Source organism: Bacillus sp. z26 (assembly GCF_058313635.1).
The window spans coordinates 520,954-544,096 of sequence record NZ_JBZFQM010000002.1; the positions used below are offsets into that span (position 1 = coordinate 520,954).

General features: G+C 36.5%; 23 protein-coding genes. 6 read left to right on the forward strand and 17 right to left on the reverse strand.

The window, feature by feature from the left end; all coding sequences use genetic code 11:
- Positions 1-36: 36 nt before the first annotated feature.
- From AC4G3K_RS07760 to AC4G3K_RS07770, 3 genes are all read right to left on the reverse strand, one after another.
- Complete coding sequence (locus tag AC4G3K_RS07760; RefSeq protein ID WP_491076752.1) at positions 37-1,014, reverse strand: alpha-ketoacid dehydrogenase subunit beta; 978 nt, start codon at positions 1,012-1,014, stop codon at positions 37-39.
- 3 nt (positions 1,015-1,017) lie between these two features.
- Positions 1,018-2,133 carry a pyruvate dehydrogenase (acetyl-transferring) E1 component subunit alpha gene (pdhA, locus tag AC4G3K_RS07765; RefSeq protein ID WP_491076751.1) on the reverse strand — a complete coding sequence of 372 codons (1,116 nt, stop codon included), beginning with the start codon at positions 2,131-2,133 and terminating at the stop codon, positions 1,018-1,020.
- Positions 2,134-2,641: 508 nt separating this feature from the next.
- A complete protein-coding gene (locus tag AC4G3K_RS07770; protein ID WP_491076750.1) occupies positions 2,642-3,328 on the reverse strand; it encodes a YkyA family protein in 687 nt (228 codons plus the stop codon).
- A gap of 309 nt (positions 3,329-3,637) precedes the next feature.
- On the opposite strand from AC4G3K_RS07770, the gene def reads away from it, so the two are divergent.
- On the forward strand, positions 3,638-4,192 hold the full coding sequence (def, locus tag AC4G3K_RS07775; protein ID WP_491132946.1) for a peptide deformylase: 555 nt from the start codon (positions 3,638-3,640) through the stop codon (positions 4,190-4,192).
- Positions 4,193-4,216: 24 nt separating this feature from the next.
- On the opposite strand, the gene AC4G3K_RS07780 is transcribed toward def, so the two are convergent.
- Positions 4,217-4,987, reverse strand: a complete 771-nt coding sequence (locus AC4G3K_RS07780) for a Cof-type HAD-IIB family hydrolase (RefSeq protein ID WP_491132947.1) — start codon at positions 4,985-4,987, stop codon at positions 4,217-4,219.
- A gap of 658 nt (positions 4,988-5,645) precedes the next feature.
- On the opposite strand from AC4G3K_RS07780, the gene AC4G3K_RS07785 reads away from it, so the two are divergent.
- Both AC4G3K_RS07785 and rnjA read left to right on the forward strand, forming a co-directional pair.
- Entirely contained in the window at positions 5,646-5,858 is a 213-nt protein-coding gene (locus tag AC4G3K_RS07785) for a DNA-dependent RNA polymerase subunit epsilon (RefSeq protein ID WP_491076747.1), read from the forward strand.
- 3 nt (positions 5,859-5,861) lie between these two features.
- Positions 5,862-7,529 carry a ribonuclease J1 gene (gene rnjA / locus AC4G3K_RS07790; RefSeq protein WP_491076746.1) on the forward strand — a complete coding sequence of 556 codons (1,668 nt, stop codon included), beginning with the start codon at positions 5,862-5,864 and terminating at the stop codon, positions 7,527-7,529.
- Positions 7,530-7,570: 41 nt separating this feature from the next.
- Here the strand turns inward: rnjA and AC4G3K_RS07795 are convergent, their stop codons facing one another.
- A complete protein-coding gene (locus tag AC4G3K_RS07795) occupies positions 7,571-8,566 on the reverse strand; it encodes a cytochrome d ubiquinol oxidase subunit II (protein WP_491076745.1) in 996 nt (331 codons plus the stop codon).
- A 530-nt stretch (positions 8,567-9,096) separates the two neighbouring features.
- On the opposite strand from AC4G3K_RS07795, the gene AC4G3K_RS07800 reads away from it, so the two are divergent.
- Positions 9,097-9,936: a mechanosensitive ion channel family protein gene (locus AC4G3K_RS07800; protein WP_491076744.1), complete on the forward strand. Its 840-nt coding sequence runs from the start codon at positions 9,097-9,099 to the stop codon at positions 9,934-9,936.
- A gap of 45 nt (positions 9,937-9,981) precedes the next feature.
- On the opposite strand, the gene AC4G3K_RS07805 is transcribed toward AC4G3K_RS07800, so the two are convergent.
- From AC4G3K_RS07805 to AC4G3K_RS07830, 6 genes are all read right to left on the reverse strand, one after another.
- Positions 9,982-11,100, reverse strand: a complete 1,119-nt coding sequence (locus AC4G3K_RS07805; protein ID WP_491076743.1) for an N-acetyldiaminopimelate deacetylase — start codon at positions 11,098-11,100, stop codon at positions 9,982-9,984.
- A 72-nt stretch (positions 11,101-11,172) separates the two neighbouring features.
- Positions 11,173-11,883, reverse strand: a complete 711-nt coding sequence (gene dapD / locus AC4G3K_RS07810) for a 2,3,4,5-tetrahydropyridine-2,6-dicarboxylate N-acetyltransferase (RefSeq protein ID WP_491076742.1) — start codon at positions 11,881-11,883, stop codon at positions 11,173-11,175.
- A 73-nt stretch (positions 11,884-11,956) separates the two neighbouring features.
- On the reverse strand, positions 11,957-12,829 hold the full coding sequence (ccpC, locus tag AC4G3K_RS07815) for a transcriptional regulator CcpC (RefSeq protein WP_491076741.1): 873 nt from the start codon (positions 12,827-12,829) through the stop codon (positions 11,957-11,959).
- A gap of 100 nt (positions 12,830-12,929) precedes the next feature.
- Positions 12,930-14,444, reverse strand: coding sequence for an MDR family MFS transporter (locus tag AC4G3K_RS07820; RefSeq protein ID WP_491132948.1), 1,515 nt, complete (start codon positions 14,442-14,444; stop codon positions 12,930-12,932).
- A 247-nt stretch (positions 14,445-14,691) separates the two neighbouring features.
- Positions 14,692-15,138 carry a cyclic-di-AMP-binding protein CbpB gene (gene cbpB, locus AC4G3K_RS07825; RefSeq protein WP_491076739.1) on the reverse strand — a complete coding sequence of 149 codons (447 nt, stop codon included), beginning with the start codon at positions 15,136-15,138 and terminating at the stop codon, positions 14,692-14,694.
- A 215-nt stretch (positions 15,139-15,353) separates the two neighbouring features.
- Complete coding sequence (locus AC4G3K_RS07830) at positions 15,354-15,593, reverse strand: DUF1797 family protein (RefSeq protein WP_491076738.1); 240 nt, start codon at positions 15,591-15,593, stop codon at positions 15,354-15,356.
- A 458-nt stretch (positions 15,594-16,051) separates the two neighbouring features.
- On the opposite strand from AC4G3K_RS07830, the gene AC4G3K_RS07835 reads away from it, so the two are divergent.
- Entirely contained in the window at positions 16,052-16,291 is a 240-nt protein-coding gene (locus tag AC4G3K_RS07835) for a glutaredoxin family protein (RefSeq protein WP_491076737.1), read from the forward strand.
- A 55-nt stretch (positions 16,292-16,346) separates the two neighbouring features.
- On the opposite strand, the gene AC4G3K_RS07840 is transcribed toward AC4G3K_RS07835, so the two are convergent.
- The 3 genes from AC4G3K_RS07840 to AC4G3K_RS07850 form a co-directional block, all read right to left on the reverse strand.
- Positions 16,347-16,988, reverse strand: a complete 642-nt coding sequence (locus AC4G3K_RS07840; RefSeq protein ID WP_491132949.1) for a DUF3993 domain-containing protein — start codon at positions 16,986-16,988, stop codon at positions 16,347-16,349.
- Between the two features lie 486 nt (positions 16,989-17,474).
- A complete protein-coding gene (fadH, locus tag AC4G3K_RS07845) occupies positions 17,475-18,239 on the reverse strand; it encodes a 2,4-dienoyl-CoA reductase (protein ID WP_491076735.1) in 765 nt (254 codons plus the stop codon).
- A 423-nt stretch (positions 18,240-18,662) separates the two neighbouring features.
- On the reverse strand, positions 18,663-18,872 hold the full coding sequence (locus AC4G3K_RS07850; protein WP_491076734.1) for a hypothetical protein: 210 nt from the start codon (positions 18,870-18,872) through the stop codon (positions 18,663-18,665).
- A gap of 232 nt (positions 18,873-19,104) precedes the next feature.
- Between AC4G3K_RS07850 and AC4G3K_RS07855 the strand changes: the two genes are divergently transcribed.
- Positions 19,105-19,983, forward strand: a complete 879-nt coding sequence (locus tag AC4G3K_RS07855) for a metallophosphoesterase (protein WP_491132951.1) — start codon at positions 19,105-19,107, stop codon at positions 19,981-19,983.
- A gap of 92 nt (positions 19,984-20,075) precedes the next feature.
- Here the strand turns inward: AC4G3K_RS07855 and AC4G3K_RS07860 are convergent, their stop codons facing one another.
- The 3 genes from AC4G3K_RS07860 to AC4G3K_RS07870 all read right to left on the reverse strand — a co-directional run bounded on the left by AC4G3K_RS07860 (position 20,076) and on the right by AC4G3K_RS07870 (position 23,022).
- Positions 20,076-22,187: a sensor domain-containing protein gene (locus tag AC4G3K_RS07860; protein ID WP_491132952.1), complete on the reverse strand. Its 2,112-nt coding sequence runs from the start codon at positions 22,185-22,187 to the stop codon at positions 20,076-20,078.
- 95 nt (positions 22,188-22,282) lie between these two features.
- Entirely contained in the window at positions 22,283-22,645 is a 363-nt protein-coding gene (locus AC4G3K_RS07865) for a fluoride efflux transporter FluC (RefSeq protein WP_491132953.1), read from the reverse strand.
- Complete coding sequence (locus tag AC4G3K_RS07870) at positions 22,642-23,022, reverse strand: fluoride efflux transporter FluC (protein WP_491076730.1); 381 nt, start codon at positions 23,020-23,022, stop codon at positions 22,642-22,644. The genes AC4G3K_RS07865 and AC4G3K_RS07870 overlap by 4 nt, the downstream gene beginning before the upstream one ends.
- Between the last annotated feature and the right edge of the window lie 121 nt (positions 23,023-23,143).

Genomic DNA, 23,143 nt, shown 5'->3' on the forward strand with positions numbered 1-23,143 from the left:
TAGTCAGGGAATGCCACAAAAGCATTTCCTATTATGTTAAAATTCTAAAACTTTTTTTGCAGTTTCAAGTATATCTTGATGATTTGGCAACCATACAGGTTCAGCTTGAGAAAATGCAAATACTGTATCAGGCGCAGTTACACGCAATACCGGTGCTTCCAGGCTAAGAATGGCACGGTCATTAATTTCAGCAACAACCTGTGCAGCAATACCTGCTTGTTTTTGAGCTTCCTGAACGACAATTGCGCGTCCAGTTTTTTCAACAGATGCAATAATAGTTTCAATATCAAGCGGGCTGATTGTTCTTAAATCAACTACTTCAGCAGACAAGCCTTCCTTTTCAAGTTCCTCTGCAGCTTTAATGGATTCTTGAACCATAGCACCATACGTAATAATAGAAAGATCTGTACCTTCTCTTTTCACATCAGCTTTACCAAGAGGAATTGTATATTCACCTTCAGGTACTTCTTGACGGAATGAACGGTACAATTTCATGTGTTCCAAGAAAATAACCGGATCGTTATCACGGATTGATGAAATTAATAAACCTTTCGCATCGTAAGGTGTTGATGGGATGACCACTTTTACACCCGGAGTTTGAGCCATTAAACCTTCAAGGCTGTCAGCATGCATCTCAGGTGTATGAACACCGCCACCAAAAGGTGAGCGAATAGTAATCGGTGAATTATATGAACCACCGGAACGGTATCTCATACGAGCCATTTGTCCCGCAATGGAGTCCATAACTTCAAATACAAAGCCGAAAAATTGGATTTCTGGAACAGGACGGAATCCTTGTAGACCAAGTCCAATTGCCAATCCACCGATACCAGATTCAGCTAAAGGAGTATCAAAGATTCGGTCTTCTCCAAATTCCTCTTGTAATCCTTCAGTTGCACGGAAGACACCACCGTTTACTCCTACGTCCTCACCAAAAACGAGAACTTTAGGATCATTACGCATTTCAGTACGCAATGCATCATTGATGGCTTGAATCATCGTCATTTGGGCCATGGCTTATTTCGACTCCTTTTCTGTATAAATTTCATATTGTTCTTCAAGGGTGTAAGGCATTTCTTCATACATGTTCATAATTAAATCAGTTACTTTTTGTTTTGGAGTATTATCCGCTTCTTTAATAGCAACTTTAATATCTTCTTTTGCTTGTTCAATAACTTCGTTTTCTTTCTCTTCACTCCATAATCCCTTTCCTTCAAGGAATTTACGGAAACGAACAAGTGGATCTTTCTTTTCCCACTCATTATCAAGATCAGCTGTACGGTAACGTGTTGGATCATCGCCAGCCATTGTATGCGGGCCATAACGGTAAGTTAGTGTCTCAATTAATGTAGGACCTTCGCCTCTAATTGCTCTTTCACGTGCTTCCTTAACAGCTGTATATACGGCTAATGGATCCATACCGTCTACTTGGATACCCGGGATACCAGCAGCTAGTGCTTTTTGTGCAATTGTATTCGCAGCCGATTGTTTTTCAACCGGTGTTGAAATCGCAAAGCGGTTGTTTTGAACAATAAAGATTGCAGGAGCTTTAAATGCACCAGCAAAGTTAATTCCTTCGTAGAAATCACCTTGAGAAGCACCGCCGTCACCCGTGTATGTAATGGCAACTGATTGTGCACCTTTTTTCTTCATACCAAGAGCCACACCGGCACATTGTACGTATTGTGCACCAATGATGATTTGTGGAGAGATTACATTGACATCTTCAGGAATTTGGTTACCTGCAAAATGACCGCGAGAGAATAAGAAAGCTTGAGTCAATGGCAGTCCGTGCCAAATCATTTGTGGTACGTCACGATAACCTGGTAAAATGAAATCTTCTTTTTCCAAAGCAAATTGAGATGCCAATTGTGAAGCTTCTTGTCCAGCTGTTGGAGCATAGAAACCAAGACGACCTTGTCTATTCAAAGAGATAGAGCGTTGATCAAGAATACGAGTGTAAACCATTCTTCTCATTAATTCCTGAAGCTGTTCGTCACTTAAATCAGGCATTGCTGATTTATTTACGACTTCTCCCTCTTCATTTAAAATTTGTAAAGTTTTGAACTGGTCGCTTACGCTTTCCAACTGCTTCTCTGCCTCGAAAAGGACTTTTTGTTGTTTAGAAGCCATAGGATTCACATCTTCCTTTCTATAAATGGTAAATATTCCATCTTTAAATTATCATAATACCAGTTTTCACATCAAACCATTAGATAACTGTATTAGTTTTCTTTTGATCAAAAGTAGTACAACTGTATCAACAGTTACAGTTTACACGATTAAAATATTAAGCGTCAAATTAAAAGCTTATAAGTATGTAAACATTTTCACAATCTTTACATAGTATAAAACTGTTATATATTAACTTCTTTTTATATTAATACAGAATGTGTAAGAAATCGTTTATCATTATGCGTACTCCCCACCATAATCCCCTAAAGTATTACGGACAAAACAATTGATTGTATCAACCACGCCATAGAATAAATCTTTAAACCTAATAACTATTTTTAGATGATAATAATTTTAATCATATTTGATTCTTGAGAAAGCTTAATTGAGTTATTCTACTTAACTATACCCACCAAAACTTAATGAATCACTTTATCAAACACTCAATTATCTAAGAAAAAAACCATCACTCCGGATGGCTTTTTTCTTGGTCTGAATCTACATCTAAATTCGCACTTTTATAAAAAGCGATCTTTTTTTCGTTATATTCATTCGTTAAGTCATTAAATTTTTTATTAGAATCTATTAGCTGTGTGTACGTTTCATTAATGGACTCAATCTTTTCTTCCAATTCGTCTTTGGTTACATCCTCTTTCTTAAAGAGAGTGTACAGATCGTTTTCCTGTGTAAGACTCTTTGTATAATATTTATACAATTGGTCATACTCATCAAACCTGCTTGTCATAATTTTCTTTAATTCCTTTGCCTCTGATTGTAAAGAAGCATCTTCTAGTTCCTCTATTTGTCCATCAAAGTCCTTGAAGCGCTCTTTCGCTTTATCAATCGAAGTCTTTTCTACCTCCATTAATTCCCGCCTTTTTTCTATACCCTTAATTGCATCGTTAGATAAAACTTTAATTTCGTCAATTTCTTTCATTCCTAATTTTATAATTTTGCCGTATAACTCATTATCTTCTTCTTCAAGCTTTTGAATCGGCTTTTGTTGCTCTTCAAAATCTTTTTCCAATGATGCAACATCTTCCAACGTCTCATACATATTCTCTTCCGGAGTACTTTTATTTAGGCACCCTGTTAAAGCAATCATTAACGCCAATACCCCTGCAAGAATATAGTACTTTTTAATATTATTCATGATAAACACTCCTATCCGTTCCATCTTCACTATAACTAAACGGGAAAATTATGACAACAAATAACCTAATCAAAAGAAATAATACCCAATAAAGGCCATTTTGTAATCCATCAGCAAATAAAATATCGTTTTTTAAAGAAAATCATAAGATCAGGAACTTTTCGACTATCATCACGCATTTGGAAACTCGGAAAATGATGTTATCAAAAGTTTTACTTATATGATAAGATTGTTGATGTCTTTATTAACTTTTTATTCAGGGTTTGATAGACTATATTGTATAAATGGACAGTTTTATGAGGTGAAATCATGATTAAGATGGAAGATATTATTAGAGAAGGCCATCCTACTCTTCGAAAAAGAGCTGAAGAAGTACAAATTCCGCCTACTAAAGAGGACCAGGAAATTCTCAAAAGCTTAATGGAGTATGTTCAAAACAGCCAGAATTCAGAAATAGCCGATAAATATGGTTTGCGTGCCGGAGTTGGGTTAGCAGCTCCTCAAATTAATATTTCAAAAAGAATGATTGCTATTCATGCTACAGATGATAAAAACAAACTTCATAGCTATTGTCTCTTCAATCCAAAAATCATAAGCCATTCTGTTCAGAAAGCTTATTTGGCATCTGGAGAAGGATGTTTATCAGTGGATAGAGCCATCCCAGGTTATGTGCCTCGTCACAATAAAGTGAAAGTACATGCTTATACACTCGAAGGGGAAGAAATTACATTAAGATTAAGCGGTATGATGGCCATCATTATCCAGCATGAAATAGATCATTTAAATGGCGTTATGTTCTATGATCATATAAACCCTAAAGATCCATATGCGCATTTAGAAAATGCGGTTGTGATTGATAAATAAAAACCGGTGAATACTCACCGGTTTTTATATTAGCTTCAATTCCTTTAATCCATAATATATTCCGTCTGAATCGACGTCTCTTGTAATAAAGTCTGCCTCTTTTTTTAATATAGCAGCTCCATTTCCCATAACTACACCTGTTCCGGCCGCCTTAATCATTTCTAAATCATTCAACCCATCTCCGAATGCATAAACTTCATCCATCGAAAAACCTTTACGCTTGATCACATGTTCAATCCCTTTGGCCTTTGAGCCGCCATTTGGCACAACATCCATTGCATACGGATGCCAGCGTATAAACTGAAGCTCTGGATAATTTCCTTCATAAAGCGCAGTATGGTGTTCTTCACAAAACAATAGCGCTTGATATATTTCATGATTTTTATAAAAGTCCACTTTCTCTTCAGGATGTGGAAAATGAAGAGTTCCTAGGCTCTCTTCAATAAATGGATCGTGAACTGCATTGGCTTTCATGGTTTTCTCATTCATATAAATCATGGAATGCCCATTCGAATGGCTGTTTATTGTTAGTTGCTCCAATTGAGATTCAGATAGAGGATTTTTATAAATCATCTCTTGCTCAAAAACAACATATTGACCATTAAAGCTTACAAAAGAATCAATATCGAGTTCTTGAAGCAGGTGGCTGAACATAAAAGGCGCTCTACCCGTTGCAATCGCAACATAAGTCCCATTTTCCTTCAGTAAACGAATCGCTTCTTTTGTAGACTCCGGTAATTTCTTTTCAGAATCCAACAGTGTACCATCAATATCAAAAAATACAATTTTACCCATAAAAAAAATTCCTCCCAGATGCACCATACTATCTATATTAACGAATAATTCTCAACAACCATATTATCATAATAGGTAGCAAACCACTGCATGACGAATCTTATCAGAAAAAAGTACTAATTAATCAATGTACTAACTTAGGGTCGCACGAGAATTCTGCTACTTCTTAAGCAAGTACTCCCATTATTGTTAACAAATTACAATATAAGCTTATGCATCCAAGCATATACTACTTATGAGTACACCGATTAATTAATTTTTAAAAAAGCTGCTTACATTATGCCAAGTATATTTACCAAACGCATAATAACCATTAAAATAATAGATAAAGGAGATGGTCAGCCATGTTAAAAAAGCTCAAAAAAAGGCTTCTTAAACAATGGAAAGACCTCATCGGCAGAAAATCAATTGCATAATTTTTTGAAAAGCCCTTCAAATATCCTTGCGGAGGGCTTATTCTATACGGTAAAGTAGATAACAGTCCTTCTATTGAAGATGTTTAAACATGCAATTGTTAGGATATTTTCTTATAATAGAGTTAATGAATGTTTTATTGCAGATGGAAATAATGAATATCAATAGATAAGGTGGCCTGGTTGTTGCTCCTTGCCACCTCTTTATTTATAAATTTTAGAAGAGTAAGTTAGGAGAGATTTACATGATTTATAAAGTTTTTTTTCAGGAAAATTTAGCAGAGACACCCGTTCGCGAAAATACTAAATCAGTTTACGTTGAGGGGAAATCTGAAAGAGATGTTCGTCAAAAGTTGAAAAGCCTTCCATACAATATTGAATATGTTCAAGTTCTTACAGATGAATATCTGGAATTTGAAAAACGAAATCCGGATTTCCGTATTATGGAGACCAAATAATTTATGAAATTTGTTAAAAACGACCAAACAGCCGTTTTCGCCCTTGGAGGGCTAGGCGAAATCGGCAAAAACACATACGGGGTTCAGTTCCAGGATGAAATCATTTTAATTGATGCTGGAATTAAGTTCCCAGAGGACGAATTACTCGGAATCGACTATGTCATTCCCGATTATTCCTATCTCGTGAAAAACGCGGACAAGATTAAAGGTTTATTTATCACACATGGCCATGAGGATCATATTGGCGGGATTCCTTATTTGCTAAAGCAAGTGAATATTCCTCTCTATGGAGGTAAGCTTGCACTCGGGTTATTGAAGAAAAAGTTAGAAGAGCACGGTTTACTCAGACAAGCCATTATCCATGAAATTAAAGAGGACGATTTGATTAAGTTCCGGAAAACTTCCGTTACTTTCTATCGGACCACTCACAGTATCCCGGATGCATATGGTATTGTGGTTAAAACTCCACAGGGAAATATCGTACATACCGGTGATTTTAAGTTCGATTTCACTCCGGTTGGAGAACCTGCCAATTTAACCAAAATGGCTGAAATCGGTAAAGAAGGTGTACTTTGTCTTCTCTCAGACAGTACGAATAGTGAAATTCCTAATTTTACCATGTCTGAGCGCCGAGTAGGCGACAATATACAAGATATATTCCGAAAAGTAGAAGGACGCATTATTTTCGCAACCTTTGCTTCAAATATTCATCGACTGCAGCAAGTTACAGAAGCAGCTGTCCAAAACAACCGTAAAGTAGCCGTTTTTGGCCGCAGTATGGAAAATGCGATTGAGATTGGCCTTCAACTCGGCTATATTACAGCACCAAAAGAGACGTTTATTGATACACATCAATTAAACAGATTACCAGCGAACGAAGTAACGATTTTGTGTACGGGTTCACAGGGCGAGCCAATGGCTGCTTTATCCAGAATAGCAAATGGGACCCACAGACAAATTCAAATAAATCCAGGGGATACTGTTGTATTCTCATCATCACCTATTCCAGGTAATACTGTCAGTGTTTCACGGACGATTAATATGTTATTCCGTGCAGGAGCAGATGTCATTCATGGCCCTTTAAGCAATATTCATACATCAGGCCATGGCGGACAGGAAGAACAGAAATTAATGCTTCGATTAATGAAACCTAAATTCTTTATGCCAATCCATGGAGAGTATCGCATGCAGCGAACACATGTACAAACCGCTGTGGATTGCGGAGTAAAAGAAGAAAATTGCTTTATTATGGATAACGGCGAAGTACTGGCACTTACTCAGGATAGCGCCACAGTTGCTGGCAAAGTACCTTCAGGAAATGTTTATATTGACGGCAGCGGAATTGGGGACATTGGAAACATTGTCTTACGTGACCGTCGTATACTATCTGAAGAGGGCCTTGTGATTGTTGTAGTCAGCATGAATATGAAGGAATTCAAAATTGCTGCCGGCCCAGATATCATTTCTCGCGGTTTTGTCTATATGAGAGAATCAGGAGATTTGATTAATGAAGCTCAACACCTTATCACACAGCACTTGAACAAAATCCTGGTACGCAAAACGACACAGTGGTCTGAAATTAAAAACCAAGTGACAGATACACTGGGACCTTTCTTATACGAAAGGACAAAACGTCGTCCAATGATTCTGCCAATTATCATGGAAGTATAAATACCAAAAGAGCGGATCCCTTAAAATGGGACCCGCTCTTTTTATTCACCTTTTGTCCGAAACAGCATTTTATTGATTAACAAAGTAAACGGAATAAGCAGTAATAATCCAAATAATAATAAAAAGCTCAGGGTTATCCATACATAACGGCCATTAAATGAATCCAGCGTAATAAATGGATCCAGTATGTAAGGAAGGTGTGATATGCCATACCCAAAGAAAGCAAATAAAAATTGAAGCAACACATAAATAAAAGCTAAACCATGCCTCTTATTTTTAATAATTAAATATAATGCCGCCATAAAACAACATAATGATAAAGCAAATATCCACCAAATATCCAAGCCATTATTAAAGTGCCGCAGATTATGGCCTCGGAGTGATATCGTAGCTAAAACAACTGCAATCATCGTGAGAACACTCCAAAAAAGAGCATACCCCCTTGCAGTCAAGCTTTCTTCCTTATCATTTGTCTTTCCCTTATAGTAAAGCAAGAATACTGCACTTATAAACAATACACTCACTATAGCCAGAAATACGACACTCCATGAGTAAGGACTCAAGAATAATTTTTTAGCCAGAAGATATACTTGCTCACCTTCCCTTTTAATAAAGCCTCCCTCCGATATTGTAAGGCCTATTGATAAAGAGGCTGGAATGAGAATACCTGTCGTAACATATATAAATAAAAAAGACCAACTCGTTTTATTTCCTTTTTTGTACATAAAATGCGCCAAAAATCTGACAACAACGAGCATTAAAACAACCAGTCCCGGTATAACGAGTGCTCTGGCAAAGTAATAAAATGTTGATGGGTAAAAACCAATTAACCCTGCTACAAAAAAAATAAAGAAAATCATGGTGATATGCCATAGCCTTGGATCATAATTACCTCTCCATTTGGAAATCCCCACATGCTTCCCTTTAAAACGTCCATAATATGTAAAAAAACCTACCCCAAACTCAATCGAAGCGATAATAACATATACATAAAGGAAGGACCATAATACCGTTATTGTCAGCAATTCAAAACTCAAGATATGACGACTCCTTCTTTTTTATTGATTGATTAATCCTTATTAAAGTATTTAACACAAAAGGCATTAACCATTACATATTTCCGGCAGTGCCCTGATTCTTTTACAGCCTGTTATCATTTGCAATCCGTGGGCCTCACTCTGGATTCCAAGGAAAATCGAATCAGAAAATTCTCGGGATATGCTAAACAATACATAGTACCGTTCAAGTTTCACCCTGTTTTTTAATCATTTCCTAATAACGGCTTGGTTTAAGTTCCGCCAACATTCCTGTCAATCCTTCTAGATCTTTATCATTCTATTAATTTATGTGTATAGACTATTATGTTTTTTTCAACATTTTACCTATCACTTGGCAAACCATTCTTCTTGCTTTATGGTATACCTATATTATTCTATTATGATAGGGATAGAATGTATACACTTTCCTATCATATCAGGATTATAGTATACCAAAAAAAATAGTTTCTACCATTATTCAACACTTCTGTTTATAATCAAAAGTAAGGTGTTAGGAAAGGATTGGTTTAATGAATCATACGATCGTAATGGGTTTTAAATTTTCTGATTTAGAATGGGAAAGCTGGCTTTTTGATATTGGAATTTTGGCTCTAAAAATCTTTCTATTTTATGTAATCTATAAATTAGTGCGAGCTTTTACCTATAAAGTCATTGAAACTATTTTCTCTCGCATGCAGGCGAAAGAAAACCTTTCAGAGAACCGCACTAAAACATTGGAATGCTTAACTAAAAATGCCGTTGGCTATGTCTTTATATTTATCTTAATTGTTACCATCTTGGAAATGTTCAGTATTAATGTTAGTGCGATTCTTGCTGGTGCCGGAATCGTTGGCTTAGCAGTTGGTTTTGGCGCACAAGGCTTAGTGAGTGATGTAGTAACGGGCTTTTTTATCCTCTTGGAAAAACAAATTGATGTTGGGGATGAAGTGACAATAGGTGTTATCAACGGCGCTGTTGAGGTAGTTGGACTTAAAACAATCCAAATAAGAGGGTATGATGGAAGTCTTCACTATATCCCAAATCGGCAGATTGCTATACTGAGCAATCACTCCCGGGGTGCTATGCGTGCTATGGTAGAAATAAAACTTAAAACAGAGGACAATTTGGAGGAAATCACAAAAGCCATAAAAGAAATATGCCATACCATGGCAGAAAAGGATGATGATATCCTGATGGGACCTGAAATCCTCGGCATCCAAGATATGGGGACATCTGATTATACAATTAGAATAGTTGCCAGAACAAGAAACGGACAGCAATATCATGTTGAACGTCAATTACGTTCCAAGATTAAAATAGCCATGGATCAAATCAGACTTCAATATGCTGCTGCTGAAGGAAATGGATAATAAGTATAGAACCCGGCTGGTTTTTTCTCAGTCGGGTTCTACTTTTTATATTGATTTCATGCGGATATAGTCTGATATAACGGATACAGCAAAAGGAAGTGCCCGCTCATCAGGATTTAATTTTGCATGATGCAATCCATATGATGACTGAACACCGAGCCAGAACATAAAGCCTGGTGTATCTTTAATCATGTATCCGAAATCCTCTCCCGTCATCGCCTCCTTACATTTGACTAATGACGTATCCTGACGTTGATACAGAAAATCCATAAACTCTTCAGTCAACTCTTCTTCATTGTATACTTGGTAATACGATGCGCCAAAATCAACATTTATTTTACAACCAAGAGCAATTTCCATTCCTTTGGACAGTTCCAGTATTCTTCTACGAATCAACAGCATAGTATCGTCAGAAAGTGTCCGAATCGTACCTTCTATACGTGCATCTTCCGCAATACTATTTTGCACAGTTCCTCCTGTTATTTTCCCAATCGTAACAACAGCTGAATCGAGCGGATTAATATTTCTGGCTACAATGGTCTGAAGCTGATTAACAAACTGGCAGGATGCAATCACCATATCATTCGTTAAATGCGGATAGGCCGCATGCCCGCCCTTTCCTTTAAAATCAATAAAAATCTCCGAAGTATTAGCAAATAGCAACCCTGTTTTGGTCGCAATCGTTCCTACAGGATATTCAGGAGCTATGTGCAATCCAAAAATCATATCCGGTTTCCATTTTAAAAACTGCTCAGTAGCAATCATTTCTTCCGCTCCGCCAGGTCCTTCTTCTGCAGGCTGGAACATAAATAGAACATGATCATTGATTGGATTATTAACAAGATTGGTCAAAGCGCCAAGGGCAATAGTCATATGAAAATCGTGGCCACATGCATGCATATAGTCTGCATGTTCAGATTTAAAGGACAGCTCCGTTTCTTCCCTAATCGGTAAACCATCTATGTCTGCACGATAACCAATCGTTTTAACAGGTGCTAACCCTCTCACTCTTACAAAGATGCCTGTTCTCCATTTTACCCATTCTATTCGCTCCCCAGGTAAATTTTTTATGTAATCAATCAAATATTGTTGAGTCTTAAATTCCTTATAACCCGGTTCAGGGATTCGATGCAAGTCTCTCCTAACCGCGATTAGCTTCTCCATATCCAAACTCACCTCTCCTCCAATTTAAAAACAGGCATGGAAATCAAGATCTCCACGCCTTTACTTTCTTTCTTATAATTGACGAAGTTCGTCCTTCATTTCAATTTTAGATTTTGTCTTCTCATCAATGGTCTTAATCACTTTGGCTGGAATACCCGCCACTACTGTATGAGCCGGAACATCTTCAACTACAATTGCGCCTGCAGCAACTACAGCACCTTCACCTACTCGTACACCTTCTAAAATAACCGCATTGGCACCAACCAGCACATTATCCTCAATCACAACCGGATTAGCGGAAGGCGGCTCAATCACTCCAGCCAACACTGCTCCAGCTCCAATATGACAATTTTCGCCGACGGTGGCACGTCCGCCAAGCACAACGTTCATGTCAATCATCGTTTTATCACCTATGCTTGCACCAATATTAATAGATGCTCCCATCATAATGACTGCGTTATTGCCAATATGAACTTGATCACGAATAACCGCACCCGGCTCAATTCTTGCATTAATTCCTTTTAAATCCAATAGTGGAATTGCAGAATTTCGACGGTCATTTTCAATAACATAATCTTCTATTTTCGCCTTATTTTCTTCTAATGTCGGTTGAATATCAGACCACTCCCCAAAGATTACCCCTGTATTGCCATTAATGAAGGCTTTTACTTCAGAGTTAAAGACCAGTTCACTGATATCTCCCTTTATGTATACTTTAACCGGTGTTTTTTTTTCGCTATTCCCGATAAAAGAGATAATTTCATTTGCATCCATCATTTTCATGTAATACTTCTCTCCCCTAAATAATTTTCTATTACATTAACAGACAGGATTAAGAAACACAAGAATTGAGATTTCATTTTTGATCCATCTCCTCTATTAATTTAACAAATGCCTTAACCTGTCTAAGTTCAAGTGAAGCGTCATAGCTTACAAGCCATGTCTTTCTTTCTACAGACCGTCCTTCAAGGTCATATAAAGGATGCTTAAAATAAGAAGCTTCTCCTTCTCTTAAAGAAATCCCGGGCAATATGGCATAACCAATTCCATTCATTACCATTTGTTTGCAAGTTTCAATTTGATCGACTAAGATGGTGCGTGTCGGAGGAATGCCATAATGGCGAATCCACCAGTTTTGAATCTCGCGATAATAGTTTGAATCACTTTTAAACAGGATGAACGGTCTTTCTGTAGATAAAGCATCTGATAATTGGCTTAGTTCGGTATCCACAAGGTATAAGTGATCACTGAACAATAGCTTTTTATAGCTATGCCAATCAGGTGCTCCTCTAAGTATACCAATATGTGACTCTCCATTATATATATTTTCAATCATTTCACTGCTCCAGCCTGTAACCAATGAAATTTTCACATTAGGATATTTACTGACATATTTTTTCAATACTTTTGGGAGCCAATACTGACCTACGATAGAAGCACTGGCAATCTTTAATGTACCCTGCACATTATGATTAAGAGCATCCACTTTTTCCCGTGTTTTTTCTTTTAATTTTAAGGATTCCCTGGCATATTGGACAACAATTTCTCCCGCTTCTGTTAATGTCATCCCTTTTGCGGACCTTATAAAAAGCGGTGTTCCCCATTCTCTTTCTATCGATTGAAGACGCTGTGAAAGTGCTGGCTGGGAGACAAACATTCTTTCGGCAGTCTTACGCAAATTTAATTCCACAGCAAGTGTATCTAATAATTCAAAATCAGTTATAACCATTTGCTCTCCTCACAAACCAATCTTATCTTAATCAGACAACTCACTTTATTTTACCTTTATAGTCTGCTGAACTGCAAATAATATCCTATAGCAAAATCAGCTAGACACCCTCGCTCTCTTTTGGCATTTTCAAGATTAATATCGCACTCACAATCGCTAAAATAAAGACAATGGCATAAACGATACTTAATGAGTGTGTCAATCCTTTCTGGAGAAGTAGCAACTTTCCTGGCTCTAATGAAGAACGAATGTCTGAGTTCAACAATTCATTTATCGAGTTTAGATGTAAAGTTTCATTTCCTACCGCATTTTGTATAAAGTAGGCATTTAAACGATTATTCAAAATGCCTCCTAACAATGCTGCACCTATTGTATTTCCCAGATTTCTCATGAACATATTTGCAGCTGTTGCAGCACCTCTTAGATTCCAATCCACTGTGGATTGGATGGAAACAATGAATGCCGTGCTGGTCAGCCCCATTCCTACTCCAATAAAAAAAGATCCCGATGCTGCCAAAAGGACATGGACGTAGTAAGGCAAAAGTATGAAGATCAAGCCTCCTAATACTAAAAAAAAGCCGCCAGCCATACAAGTACTGCGGTATCCAATTTTCAGCATCAAATTGCCTGATAGAGAAGAAGCTATTGGCCATCCAATAGACATAGCAGTAAGTGTAAATCCTGCTATAGTTGGCGATTTCCCCATGACCCCTTGTACAAAAGTTGGTAAATAGCTTGATATCCCAATCAACATGATACCTGTTGTCAGAGATGTCAGATTTGCAAATAAAATTGATTTGTTCTTCCAGATTGAAAAGGGCATTACCGGCTCTGCCACCCTAATTTCATGCTTAACAAATACTATGACCAAAAGCAGTATAAAGGAGATGAACAACAAATTGGTTAAAGAAAACCAGGAAAATGCTATGCCACCTTCTACAGAAATATACATTAAAAGTGACAAGGTCATTGTAAGCAATACAGATCCAACATAATCAACCTTTTGCTTTTTAACTTTTTTATGCTCATGAAAGAAAAACAACAAACCTGCTATAGAGAGCACTCCAAGCGGGATATTCATCCAAAAGATCCAGCTCCATGATAGATACTCAATCAATAAACCACCTAATACTGGTCCTAAAATAGCAGATATACCCCAAACACTGGATAAATACCCTTGTATTTTTGCCCTTTCTTCTTTCTTGTAAATATCCCCGATAATTGTCATCGCAACCGGAGTAATGGCTCCAGATCCAAAGCCTTGGATTAATCGAAAGGTAATTAAGCTTTGCATGGACCATGCATACCCAGAACCAAGAGACCCCACCAAGAAGATGGTCATACCAAATAACAACACCGGTTTTCTTCCAAATAAATCAGATAGCTTGCCATATATTAATACAGTTACCGTGTTCATTAGCAAATAGGCAGAGAAAACCCAGCTATATAAAGAGAAACCTCCCAGCTCGCCAACGATTTCAGGCAGGGCCGTTGAAACGATAGTCCCTTCTATAGCACCCATAAATAAGGCCAATATAATTGAAATTAGTACAAGCAGCCTCTTTGTTTCCCTACTATCCCTTTTAGGTTTATGCAATGAATTGTATACCTCCATCCTTCCACACTCCCCCCTCCTCCCTTTCATTTTAACTAATTTCGATCCTTAATAAAGAAAACACCAGTTATTTAACTTCGCAGGAGGACTAAGTCACTGTAATCCATACTACCGCTTTTTCTTTCCTCATTACTTTTTATGTACTTTCTTAAAGGTTTATACAAATTAAAAAACGCCCGGAAAATTTATTCCAGACGTTTTATTAAAATTTACCCTATTTCGTAATCATTGATAGAGATGACTGATTTTAATTATATTTAATGATTTTTAATATACGGTTGGTTTGCTTCATAACTTGCCTTCTGGTCAATATTCCTTCGAACGTTCCTGCCGTACCCACAACACATATAAACGGATGGTCAATAAGTAAGTCCATCGCCTTCTCAATCGAATCATTTTCTTTGAGACTTGGAAGACTTGAATCCATCACTTCGGCAACCTTCATCTCTTCCAGTTTTTCAAATTCAATTCGCTCAAGACCCAATATAGCATCCATAATCTTGGGTGTACTGATCAAGCCATGCAATTTATAATCATGGCCCAGTACCGGTATGGCAGTATATCCACTTCGTGTTAGTACCAGTAAAGCATGTTCCAGATTATTTTCCTGTTGCACATGAGCAACACGTTCAGATGGAATCATTAAATCCTTCACAGTCAGGTCAAATCCATCTAACTTTTGTATATCTAACATGGTTAAGAACCCCTTATATAGTTAATTCCTGTTCATCCACTTTTGATTTGGCTTGGAAGACTCAATTGTTCAAACCGACAGTAAGAAATCCTGCTTCTCGAACATCTGGCTTAATTCAATTAGAGCTTTTCAGAGGTCATTCCTTCTACAATTAGGACAAATGCCATCAGGAAAATGATAACGGATTATAACCAAATCACTTTTAAATTTTCAAATTAGCTATAGATTAACTCGAAAATTTCAATTGCAATCATATCAACATTATCAAATTGATACTTCATAGTCTTTCCTTTGTCCTGGAAAATCTCTAATTCGAATGTTTCAGTTTTATCGAAATAAGATACCTGGCATTTAACCTGGCCTTCAACTTCAAACACACGTTGTGCTGTATCAGATACTTTTCCTTGCTCCTGTAGGTTTTTTAAGCGTGATAGAATTCCTTGTAATCGTGACATATCTAATATATGCTCCTTTCATGACTTACCAACAAATAAATATTGTTGCTTATGGACTGGCCATTAGTAACAGAATAGAGGAATAGGCATTATTTGTATACCCAAATTCATTATAACGTATTTGATGGTTATACCCTTTATTTCATCTCTTTTTTTAGAGACTTCCTCATTTTATCATAAAAACGTTCTAAGAAAAATTCCGGGGTTGTTTTTTTCATTAATAAAAACAATTTTATCCTCTTTACAGCTTTAATTAGTCCTCACCCAATCTATTGGATGGGGGACTTAGCACACTTTTTAATGTACCATACTTTATTATGATAACTTCACTATTGTTTCAAATTACCCTGACTCAGCCAAATGGATAAAATAAAGAAAAAATAAATGAAAATATCCCTCTCAGAAAAGATTGATGTATACTATTAGAAACAAAGATTTTGAAAGAAGGAAAGAGAACTTTGAAATCCGTTATCTTTTTTACACAACCAGGCTGCCCGCCATGTGCTTACGCCAAAAATTATTTTGATGAACACAATATTCCGTATACCTTAAAAGATATACAGAAGGATCCAAAAGCAAAAAAAATATTAATGACAAAATATGATTCCTATTCTACTCCCACTTTTGTGATTGGTGAAGAAGTAATCATTGGATTTGATCAGCAACGAATTATGGAACAGCTAAACCTCTCAAAATAACTCATAGAAAAAGCTAATCCTCTTATATAAAAGGATTAGCTTTTTCTATGCAAATTTATTTCAAACCATCTATTCCAAACCAATGAGACATTTGATTAATAAATCCATAGCTAATATAATCGGTCATTCCTTCTATGAAGGTCTGGCTGTATGGTTCTTCCTCTTCACTCACTTTTTGCACGGTTTCTTTACTGCCGTCAAGTACTTCGGGGTCGAAAGCTATCTGATAATCATTAATTACCCATTTATTATGGTCATATATTAGCCCGATTGCTTCATAATGTCCTTCAGAACTGAGTGGTCCGTCAGTATTTTCCGGAAACCATTCATAAACATACCAGTGATTATTCGTTGAACTATAACCGATTTTAGTATCATCGCTGTATGTAAAAAACGGAATATAATAAAGTGCAATATCCGTACCGTAAGTCTGATAGCCATTGCCATCTCTACTTTCTTGTACATTCGTGTTTATAAAATCCTCAGTGTATTCCTCTGAGAAGGACTCTTTTAATAAATCGCGAATTTCGTCCATCGTTCTTGGTTGGTCAGAAAGAGATACTTGCATTTTAAATGCTTCATTCAATAGATTAAATGTATCCTGTTTATCCAATTTACTGTTAGCATCTACTTTAGCAAGAGGCGAAGCTGCTAGTACAAGTATGACAGTAAACAATGATGTTAAAAGCTTTCTCATTATGATCCTCCTTTTTATGAATCCACTATCTCAAGGCCTTAATTAGCTTATTCCCCTTTTTACCAGAATAAACACTTTATCCCGAGAAATAAGACAAATAGGAGTTTGTAACGACCTTTCTTATTTCTTGCCAGCACCTAACCCATGGCAAAGATGCCAAAAAGATGTTCTCGTTCACCCTTCCTCCAACTCCCCTTCACCTTTACCTAGCCTTAGGTATGGTATACATGCTTCCTACGGCTTTCTTAAGCCCTTGCCACACCTTTCCCTTGGGACTGGTAACAGCATGGGCTTACGGAACTTAAAAACGTAACATCCATAGTATAATATTGATCAGAAAAAACTACCCGAGTGTCTCTATTAAAAAGAATCCTGGATGCAAAAAAAAGAATCCAATTCGCTATTTGAATTAGATTCTTTTTATCTGTAATATGCTACGTTCATCAACTTGAGCTTAGCATGGTATTTTATAGGTATTTTCTACCTTTAAAAAGGATACTGATTAAGATGAGCACCGCCATCCATAGTTATACAATCACCATTTATGAAATAAGCCCGATCAGATAATAGATACAATGCTAAATCAGCGATTTCCTCCGGTGTTCCCAATCTTCCAAGAGGAACACTATCGATGGTTCTCTGTGCCGCTTCTTCAGATTGGAATAACTTATCAGCCCCACCAGTTCTTTCAATCGGTCCAGGAGCTATCGCATTTACTCTTATACCGTATTTTTTTCCCCATTCCACTGCTAAAGTTCTAGTCATTGTCAGTACACCTGCCTTTGCAGATGCTGAGTGAATGACATATGGACCGGCATCCCACGCATAGGTAGCGACCATATTAATGATAGATCCTTTAATACCATTTTCAATCCAATACTTTCCAACTAAACTACTGCAGTAAAAAGTACCGTTTAAGACGATGTCAATGACAGATTTCCATCCGTTCGGTGATAAATCCTCAGCAGGACAAATAAAATTCCCTGCTGCGTTATTAATCAGATAATCAATGGTACCAAATTTACTAACCGTCTCATCAATTGTTCTCTTAACATCCTCGACATTACGAACATCCATCTGAACGGCCAACGTATTCTCTCGATCAACCGAAAATTCCTTTAATGTGGTTTCCAGTTTCTCTTTATTCCTTCCAGTTATGACTACTTTTGCTCCCTCTTGTGCAAAGCGTTGTGCCATAGCCTTCCCCATCCCACTTGAACCGCCAGTAATAATCACTACTTTCCCCTTCATAACAACCCTCCGCTATAAAAATGAATGAACATTCATTTTTATTATATCATAAAATTCTGTCAATTATAGTTAAAATAAAAACCAAATAATTTAAATGAATACAAATGAGATAAGTTTTAAATGAAGGGATGAGGGGGACAGCACTAAAACCTTCTCATACATGCTATAAAACTACTTGTATGATTAGGTTTTTACTGAAAATATTCATGTTAAGAGATTAACACTGTGTGGTGAGTGCAGAAAATGGTACTAGAGCAACATTACAGCTCACAGTAAATTTTAAAAGCATAGCTAAATTATTGAAAACGTCTTTCATCCTTTATCAAAAGGTCATGTATAGAACCTAAATAAAAACATAAAAAAGAAAAAGGATAGCCAAATAACTATCCTTTTTAACCATATCTTTATCTTATGCTAATACTTTTATGATTGATTAATGAGTTCATTTAGTTTAGAAAGGGTACATATTAAGGTTTCTTTCTTATTGGTTCCCTTGCTGTTTACCTTTAAATCATTAAGCATAACAAATACTCTGCCTGGATCTCCATTTTTATGAAATCCATACATATACACTTTGATCATTCCTATCTTTGAAGGAAGATACATCATTTCGTATGATTTGGCTCTATTCATCTGCAACACCCTCGTCCTCAGAATAAAACTGTCCATTCAGTTAACTCTTATAAATTAAAAATCTAGTCAATCTAAATACCCATCATTCTTTGATTTTACCTTAATTAAAACCGTTATTCTATAGACCAAATAGCACATATATTTGTAATCAAAAATTAATACTCCTACATCTTAACAATCCAGATATTGAATGATAGGATAAAATATAACATTATAAGATAGGAACATTACAATGAAAAAAATAACCAGACGATTCTTCTTTAAGAAATTATTCATCTATGTAGCAGCTATTTTTTGCTCTCTTGTCGCAGGGCGGTTTTATATGAAAACTATTGAACCATCTTGGATTGATCTAACAAATTTCACCTATTCACATCCACTCATTCCTGAACCATTTCATAATATAAGAATTGTCCAGTTCAGTGATACTCATTTAGGTTTTCAATATAGTCTATCAGATTTAGAGAAAACGGTTGAAACCATTCAATCACTTCAGCCTGATATTATTTGCTTTACAGGCGACTTAATAGATAATCCGAATGATTATCAGGTAACCCCCGAACTCACTACATTATTAAGTAAGCTAGAGGCACCGCTTGGTAAATACAGCGTGTATGGCAATCATGACCATGGTGGTTATGGTACAGAGATGTACAAAGAGATTATGATTAATAGTGGATTTACCCTGCTTGTAAATGAATCAAACATCATTACCCTGAAGGATGGCAGTCAAATCGTAATAAGCGGCGTTGATGATGCAATGCTTGGCAAGCCCAATCTGGATGTAAGTATACCAGAACAATCAGATGAATTATTTACTATACTTATGTCTCACGCTCCTGATTATGCCGATTATACAACCAGTTACCCTGTTCAATTACAATTAAGCGGACATAGTCATGGCGGACAAATTCAATTTCCATTGATAGGCGCTATCGTAACTCCGCCTTTTGCAGAAAAATATAGAGAAGGATCCTATTCAATTGGTCATTTATCTTTGTATGTAAACCGCGGACTCGGGACCACTCGAATTCCCTATCGATTATTTTCACGTCCAGAAATCACGGTTATAGATTTGCAGAATGGTCAAGGAGGCCTGAAGAAGCTATAAAGGCAAACAATAGACTTCTTATATGCACTAAAGTTCGGAGACCTTTTGTTGTCTGTCCTATAGGCATATTGAGGGACTATTGTTTGCCTTTTCTACTTTTTCTTATTCAAAAATTTCTCCTCAGCTTCATTTGCGGGAATTGGTCTTGAAAAATAAAAACCTTGTGCTTTTTCACATTGTATATCTAACAAGAAATCCACCTGTTCCTTTGTCTCAACGCCTTCCGCGATGACTTCGAGGCCTAAACTGTGCCCCAAATGGATAATCGTCCGCGTGATCGCCGCGTCCTTACTGTCAGTCATTAATTCACTTATAAAAGAACGATCTATCTTTAAGGTATTTAGGGGAAACTGTTTCAAATAACTTAAAGATGAATAGCCTGTTCCAAAATCATCCACCGATATACTCAGTCCTAATTTCTTCATTTCTTTTAATGTTTCCTTCGTTTCTTTCGTATCCTGAATCGTTCCTTCGGTAATTTCTATTTCCAATGATGAAGCCTCAATTTCATACTTATCCATATACTGTTGGATTACTTCTACAATATTCGGCTGCTGAAATTGTTTGGGCGATAAATTTATTGCCACTTTCGTAAAATACCCACTTAGGTTCCACTTATTGATTTGCCTGCAGACTTCTTCTAGCACCCACTCGCCAATCGGGATGATTAATCCTGTATCTTCTGCCACAGGGATAAATTCTGCTGGAGAAACATATCCCAACTTGGAATGGTTCCACCTTAATAATGCTTCAAAACTGGTTGTTTCATTTGTAACCAAGTTGATTTGAGGCTGATAATATACGGCCAATTCATTTTTTTCAATGGCTCTTCGTAAACTTGTATCCATTAAAAAAGGATTCGAAAATTGATCGTTGCTCATACGCGCACTGTAAAATAAATAGTGAGCTCTTCCCCTCTTTTTCACTTGGTAAAGGGCATTATCTGCTTTTTGCATTAAAGCTACCGTATCCACCCCATCATAAGGATACATACTGATTCCCAGACTCGCTGTTACATAATATTGCTGCTTATCAATATGAAAAGGCTCTTCGAGAATAGTTATCAATCTATCAATAAATTGGATTGTTCCCTCTCTGGATGTATTCTCCAGCAATATGACAAACTCATCTCCACCCTGCCTGTAAATAGAATGGCAATCCCCCTGAAGAGATAGAAGACGCTGACTGATGACCTTTAAAAGCTGATCTCCAGACTGGTGTCCAAAAGAATCATTCATAAATTTAAAACGATCCAAATCCATATAGATTAAAGAAAATTCACTTTTCAATTTTTTTGCAGTATGTATAGCTTCATGTAAATCCTTCATCAAGGCAGAACGATTTAAAAGTCCTGTCAATTGATCGTGTAAGACCATGTATTTAATCTTTTCTGTGTTTCTCCGCTGTTCAGAAAGATCCCGCATAATAAAATAAACACCTTTTATCTCATTATTCACAACGATTGGTACAGATTTCAGTTGTATTTGTATATAATGGCCTCTTCTATGCAGGAAAAACACATCTGATGTTTCCATTGAATACCCTTTTAAGGCCCTCTCCAGTAAATTCATAATCCTTCCACAGTCATCCGAATGAATATAGTGAAAGAAAGAGTGATTTTTAAGATGCTTCTCCTGATACCCTGTAATCGACATAGTCGAAGGATTGCAGGTTAGAATATCACCATTACGGTTAAGAGAAACAATCGCATCCATATTATGATCCAGTAACGAACGATAGATTTGTTCACTTTCAATAACCAATCCATTCTCTACTCCATAATGGGCTGACAAATGTGTAATACCCACTAGATAAGATATGTTCCCTTCAGCATCATAAACAGGGCTTATGGTTGTTTCTCCAAAACATTCATGACCCTCACGATTAAGTAAAACATCCATAAATGACACAGGCTCTTTATCATTCCTGACTTGTTCATAATATCGCTGCAGTAATCCGGCTTTTTCTTCAGGTAAATAATCATACCATGTATTTCCTATGCAATCTTCCGGTATATTCGTCAATTTATAAGCGGATTCATTTATAAAGGCATAGCGAAATGTATTCTCTGCATCAAATTCCATGACAAACACCAACTCTTCAATATGATGAAACAAAATATTGAAGAGTATATTTTGACTTTTTATATCATTTATCTGTTTATATCCATTATATTTTTTTATGTTATTCTTTAACGTTGTCATAGACATGGCACCTTACAGTTCATTTATTTAGAAATAAATTACATTTCTTTCAATTATTTTATAATATATTGTCGAATATTCATAGTTACTATCGATTAATAAACGAAATTATTAATCAGATGATACCAAACCATACAACAAATAATGGAACCTACCAACGTAAAACATGTATAAATCCATAACAAACGATAATCCTTACTAACCATTAATTCCAAAGCTTCAACTGCAAAGGTAGAGAATGTAGTGAACGCACCCATAGCTCCGATAACAGTAAACATATGGAATCCGGTTCCCTTTTCAATACCAATCCCAGCTAAAATACCAATTAAACTCGAACCGATTAAATTAATCATGAGGGTAGCCACAGGAAATGTACGATTATACTTACTGAACCAGTCTGACATTAAATATCTCAAACAAGTTCCCAAAAAACTACCTATTAATACAAGTAGAATCAAGCCACTCTCCTCCCAAAACTCGAAACAGTTATAAATCCTAACCAAGCCATTCCAAGTCCCACCGCCATACTTACTACTAGATAAATAAAACCAAAAAAAGGATTAAGGGTAATCAAATTAGTTACTTCTAAAGCAAAAGTACTCATTGTCGTAAAACCACCACAAAGTCCAGTTCCAAAAAATAGTTTTAACCTCTCATTTTTTTTATTTTTAAACAAAGTATAAGTTAAGCAGGCCAAAACAAAACTTCCAATACCGTTGACCAATAAGGTGGAAAGCGGGATAGCGTTGTCTGGAGAAGGGAGCCACCGTCCTACCTCATATCGTACTAAAGCACCTAGTGCGCCTCCAGAGCCCGTAATGAATAGCCTATGCACAAAAGATTCCTCCCTTCCTTCAATCTTTACTTACCAAATATTAACCATACACTTAGATCATGTAATCATTCATATATAGGTACAAGAAATGTTTTCTCTTTTATCCCATAGCCGAACACGT

Bases quoted from the DNA above. Each gene is read 5' to 3' on its own strand.
- fadH (WP_491076735.1), bottom strand. From the start codon at position 18,239: ATGAAGGGGAAAGTAGTGATTATTACTGGCGGTTCAAGTGGGATGGGG.
- AC4G3K_RS07830 (WP_491076738.1), bottom strand. From the start codon at position 15,593: ATGTCACGATTACAAGGAATTCTATCACGCTTAAAAAACCTACAGGAG.
- dapD (WP_491076742.1), bottom strand. From the start codon at position 11,883: ATGAAAATGATGGATGCAAATGAAATTATCTCTTTTATCGGGAATAGC.
- rnjA (WP_491076746.1), top strand. From the start codon at position 5,862: ATGAAATTTGTTAAAAACGACCAAACAGCCGTTTTCGCCCTTGGAGGG.
- def (WP_491132946.1), top strand. From the start codon at position 3,638: ATGATTAAGATGGAAGATATTATTAGAGAAGGCCATCCTACTCTTCGA.
- AC4G3K_RS07860 (WP_491132952.1), bottom strand. From the start codon at position 22,187: ATGACAACGTTAAAGAATAACATAAAAAAATATAATGGATATAAACAG.
- cbpB (WP_491076739.1), bottom strand. From the start codon at position 15,138: ATGTTAGATATACAAAAGTTAGATGGATTTGACCTGACTGTGAAGGAT.
- ccpC (WP_491076741.1), bottom strand. From the start codon at position 12,829: ATGGTTATAACTGATTTTGAATTATTAGATACACTTGCTGTGGAATTA.
- AC4G3K_RS07780 (WP_491132947.1), bottom strand. From the start codon at position 4,987: ATGGGTAAAATTGTATTTTTTGATATTGATGGTACACTGTTGGATTCT.
- AC4G3K_RS07850 (WP_491076734.1), bottom strand. From the start codon at position 18,872: ATGAATAGAGCCAAATCATACGAAATGATGTATCTTCCTTCAAAGATA.
- AC4G3K_RS07760 (WP_491076752.1), bottom strand. From the start codon at position 1,014: ATGGCCCAAATGACGATGATTCAAGCCATCAATGATGCATTGCGTACT.
- AC4G3K_RS07855 (WP_491132951.1), top strand. From the start codon at position 19,105: ATGAAAAAAATAACCAGACGATTCTTCTTTAAGAAATTATTCATCTAT.
- AC4G3K_RS07820 (WP_491132948.1), bottom strand. From the start codon at position 14,444: ATGGAGGTATACAATTCATTGCATAAACCTAAAAGGGATAGTAGGGAA.
- AC4G3K_RS07840 (WP_491132949.1), bottom strand. From the start codon at position 16,988: ATGAGAAAGCTTTTAACATCATTGTTTACTGTCATACTTGTACTAGCA.
- pdhA (WP_491076751.1), bottom strand. From the start codon at position 2,133: ATGGCTTCTAAACAACAAAAAGTCCTTTTCGAGGCAGAGAAGCAGTTG.
- AC4G3K_RS07770 (WP_491076750.1), bottom strand. From the start codon at position 3,328: ATGAATAATATTAAAAAGTACTATATTCTTGCAGGGGTATTGGCGTTA.
- AC4G3K_RS07800 (WP_491076744.1), top strand. From the start codon at position 9,097: ATGAATCATACGATCGTAATGGGTTTTAAATTTTCTGATTTAGAATGG.
- AC4G3K_RS07805 (WP_491076743.1), bottom strand. From the start codon at position 11,100: ATGGAGAAGCTAATCGCGGTTAGGAGAGACTTGCATCGAATCCCTGAA.
- AC4G3K_RS07785 (WP_491076747.1), top strand. From the start codon at position 5,646: ATGATTTATAAAGTTTTTTTTCAGGAAAATTTAGCAGAGACACCCGTT.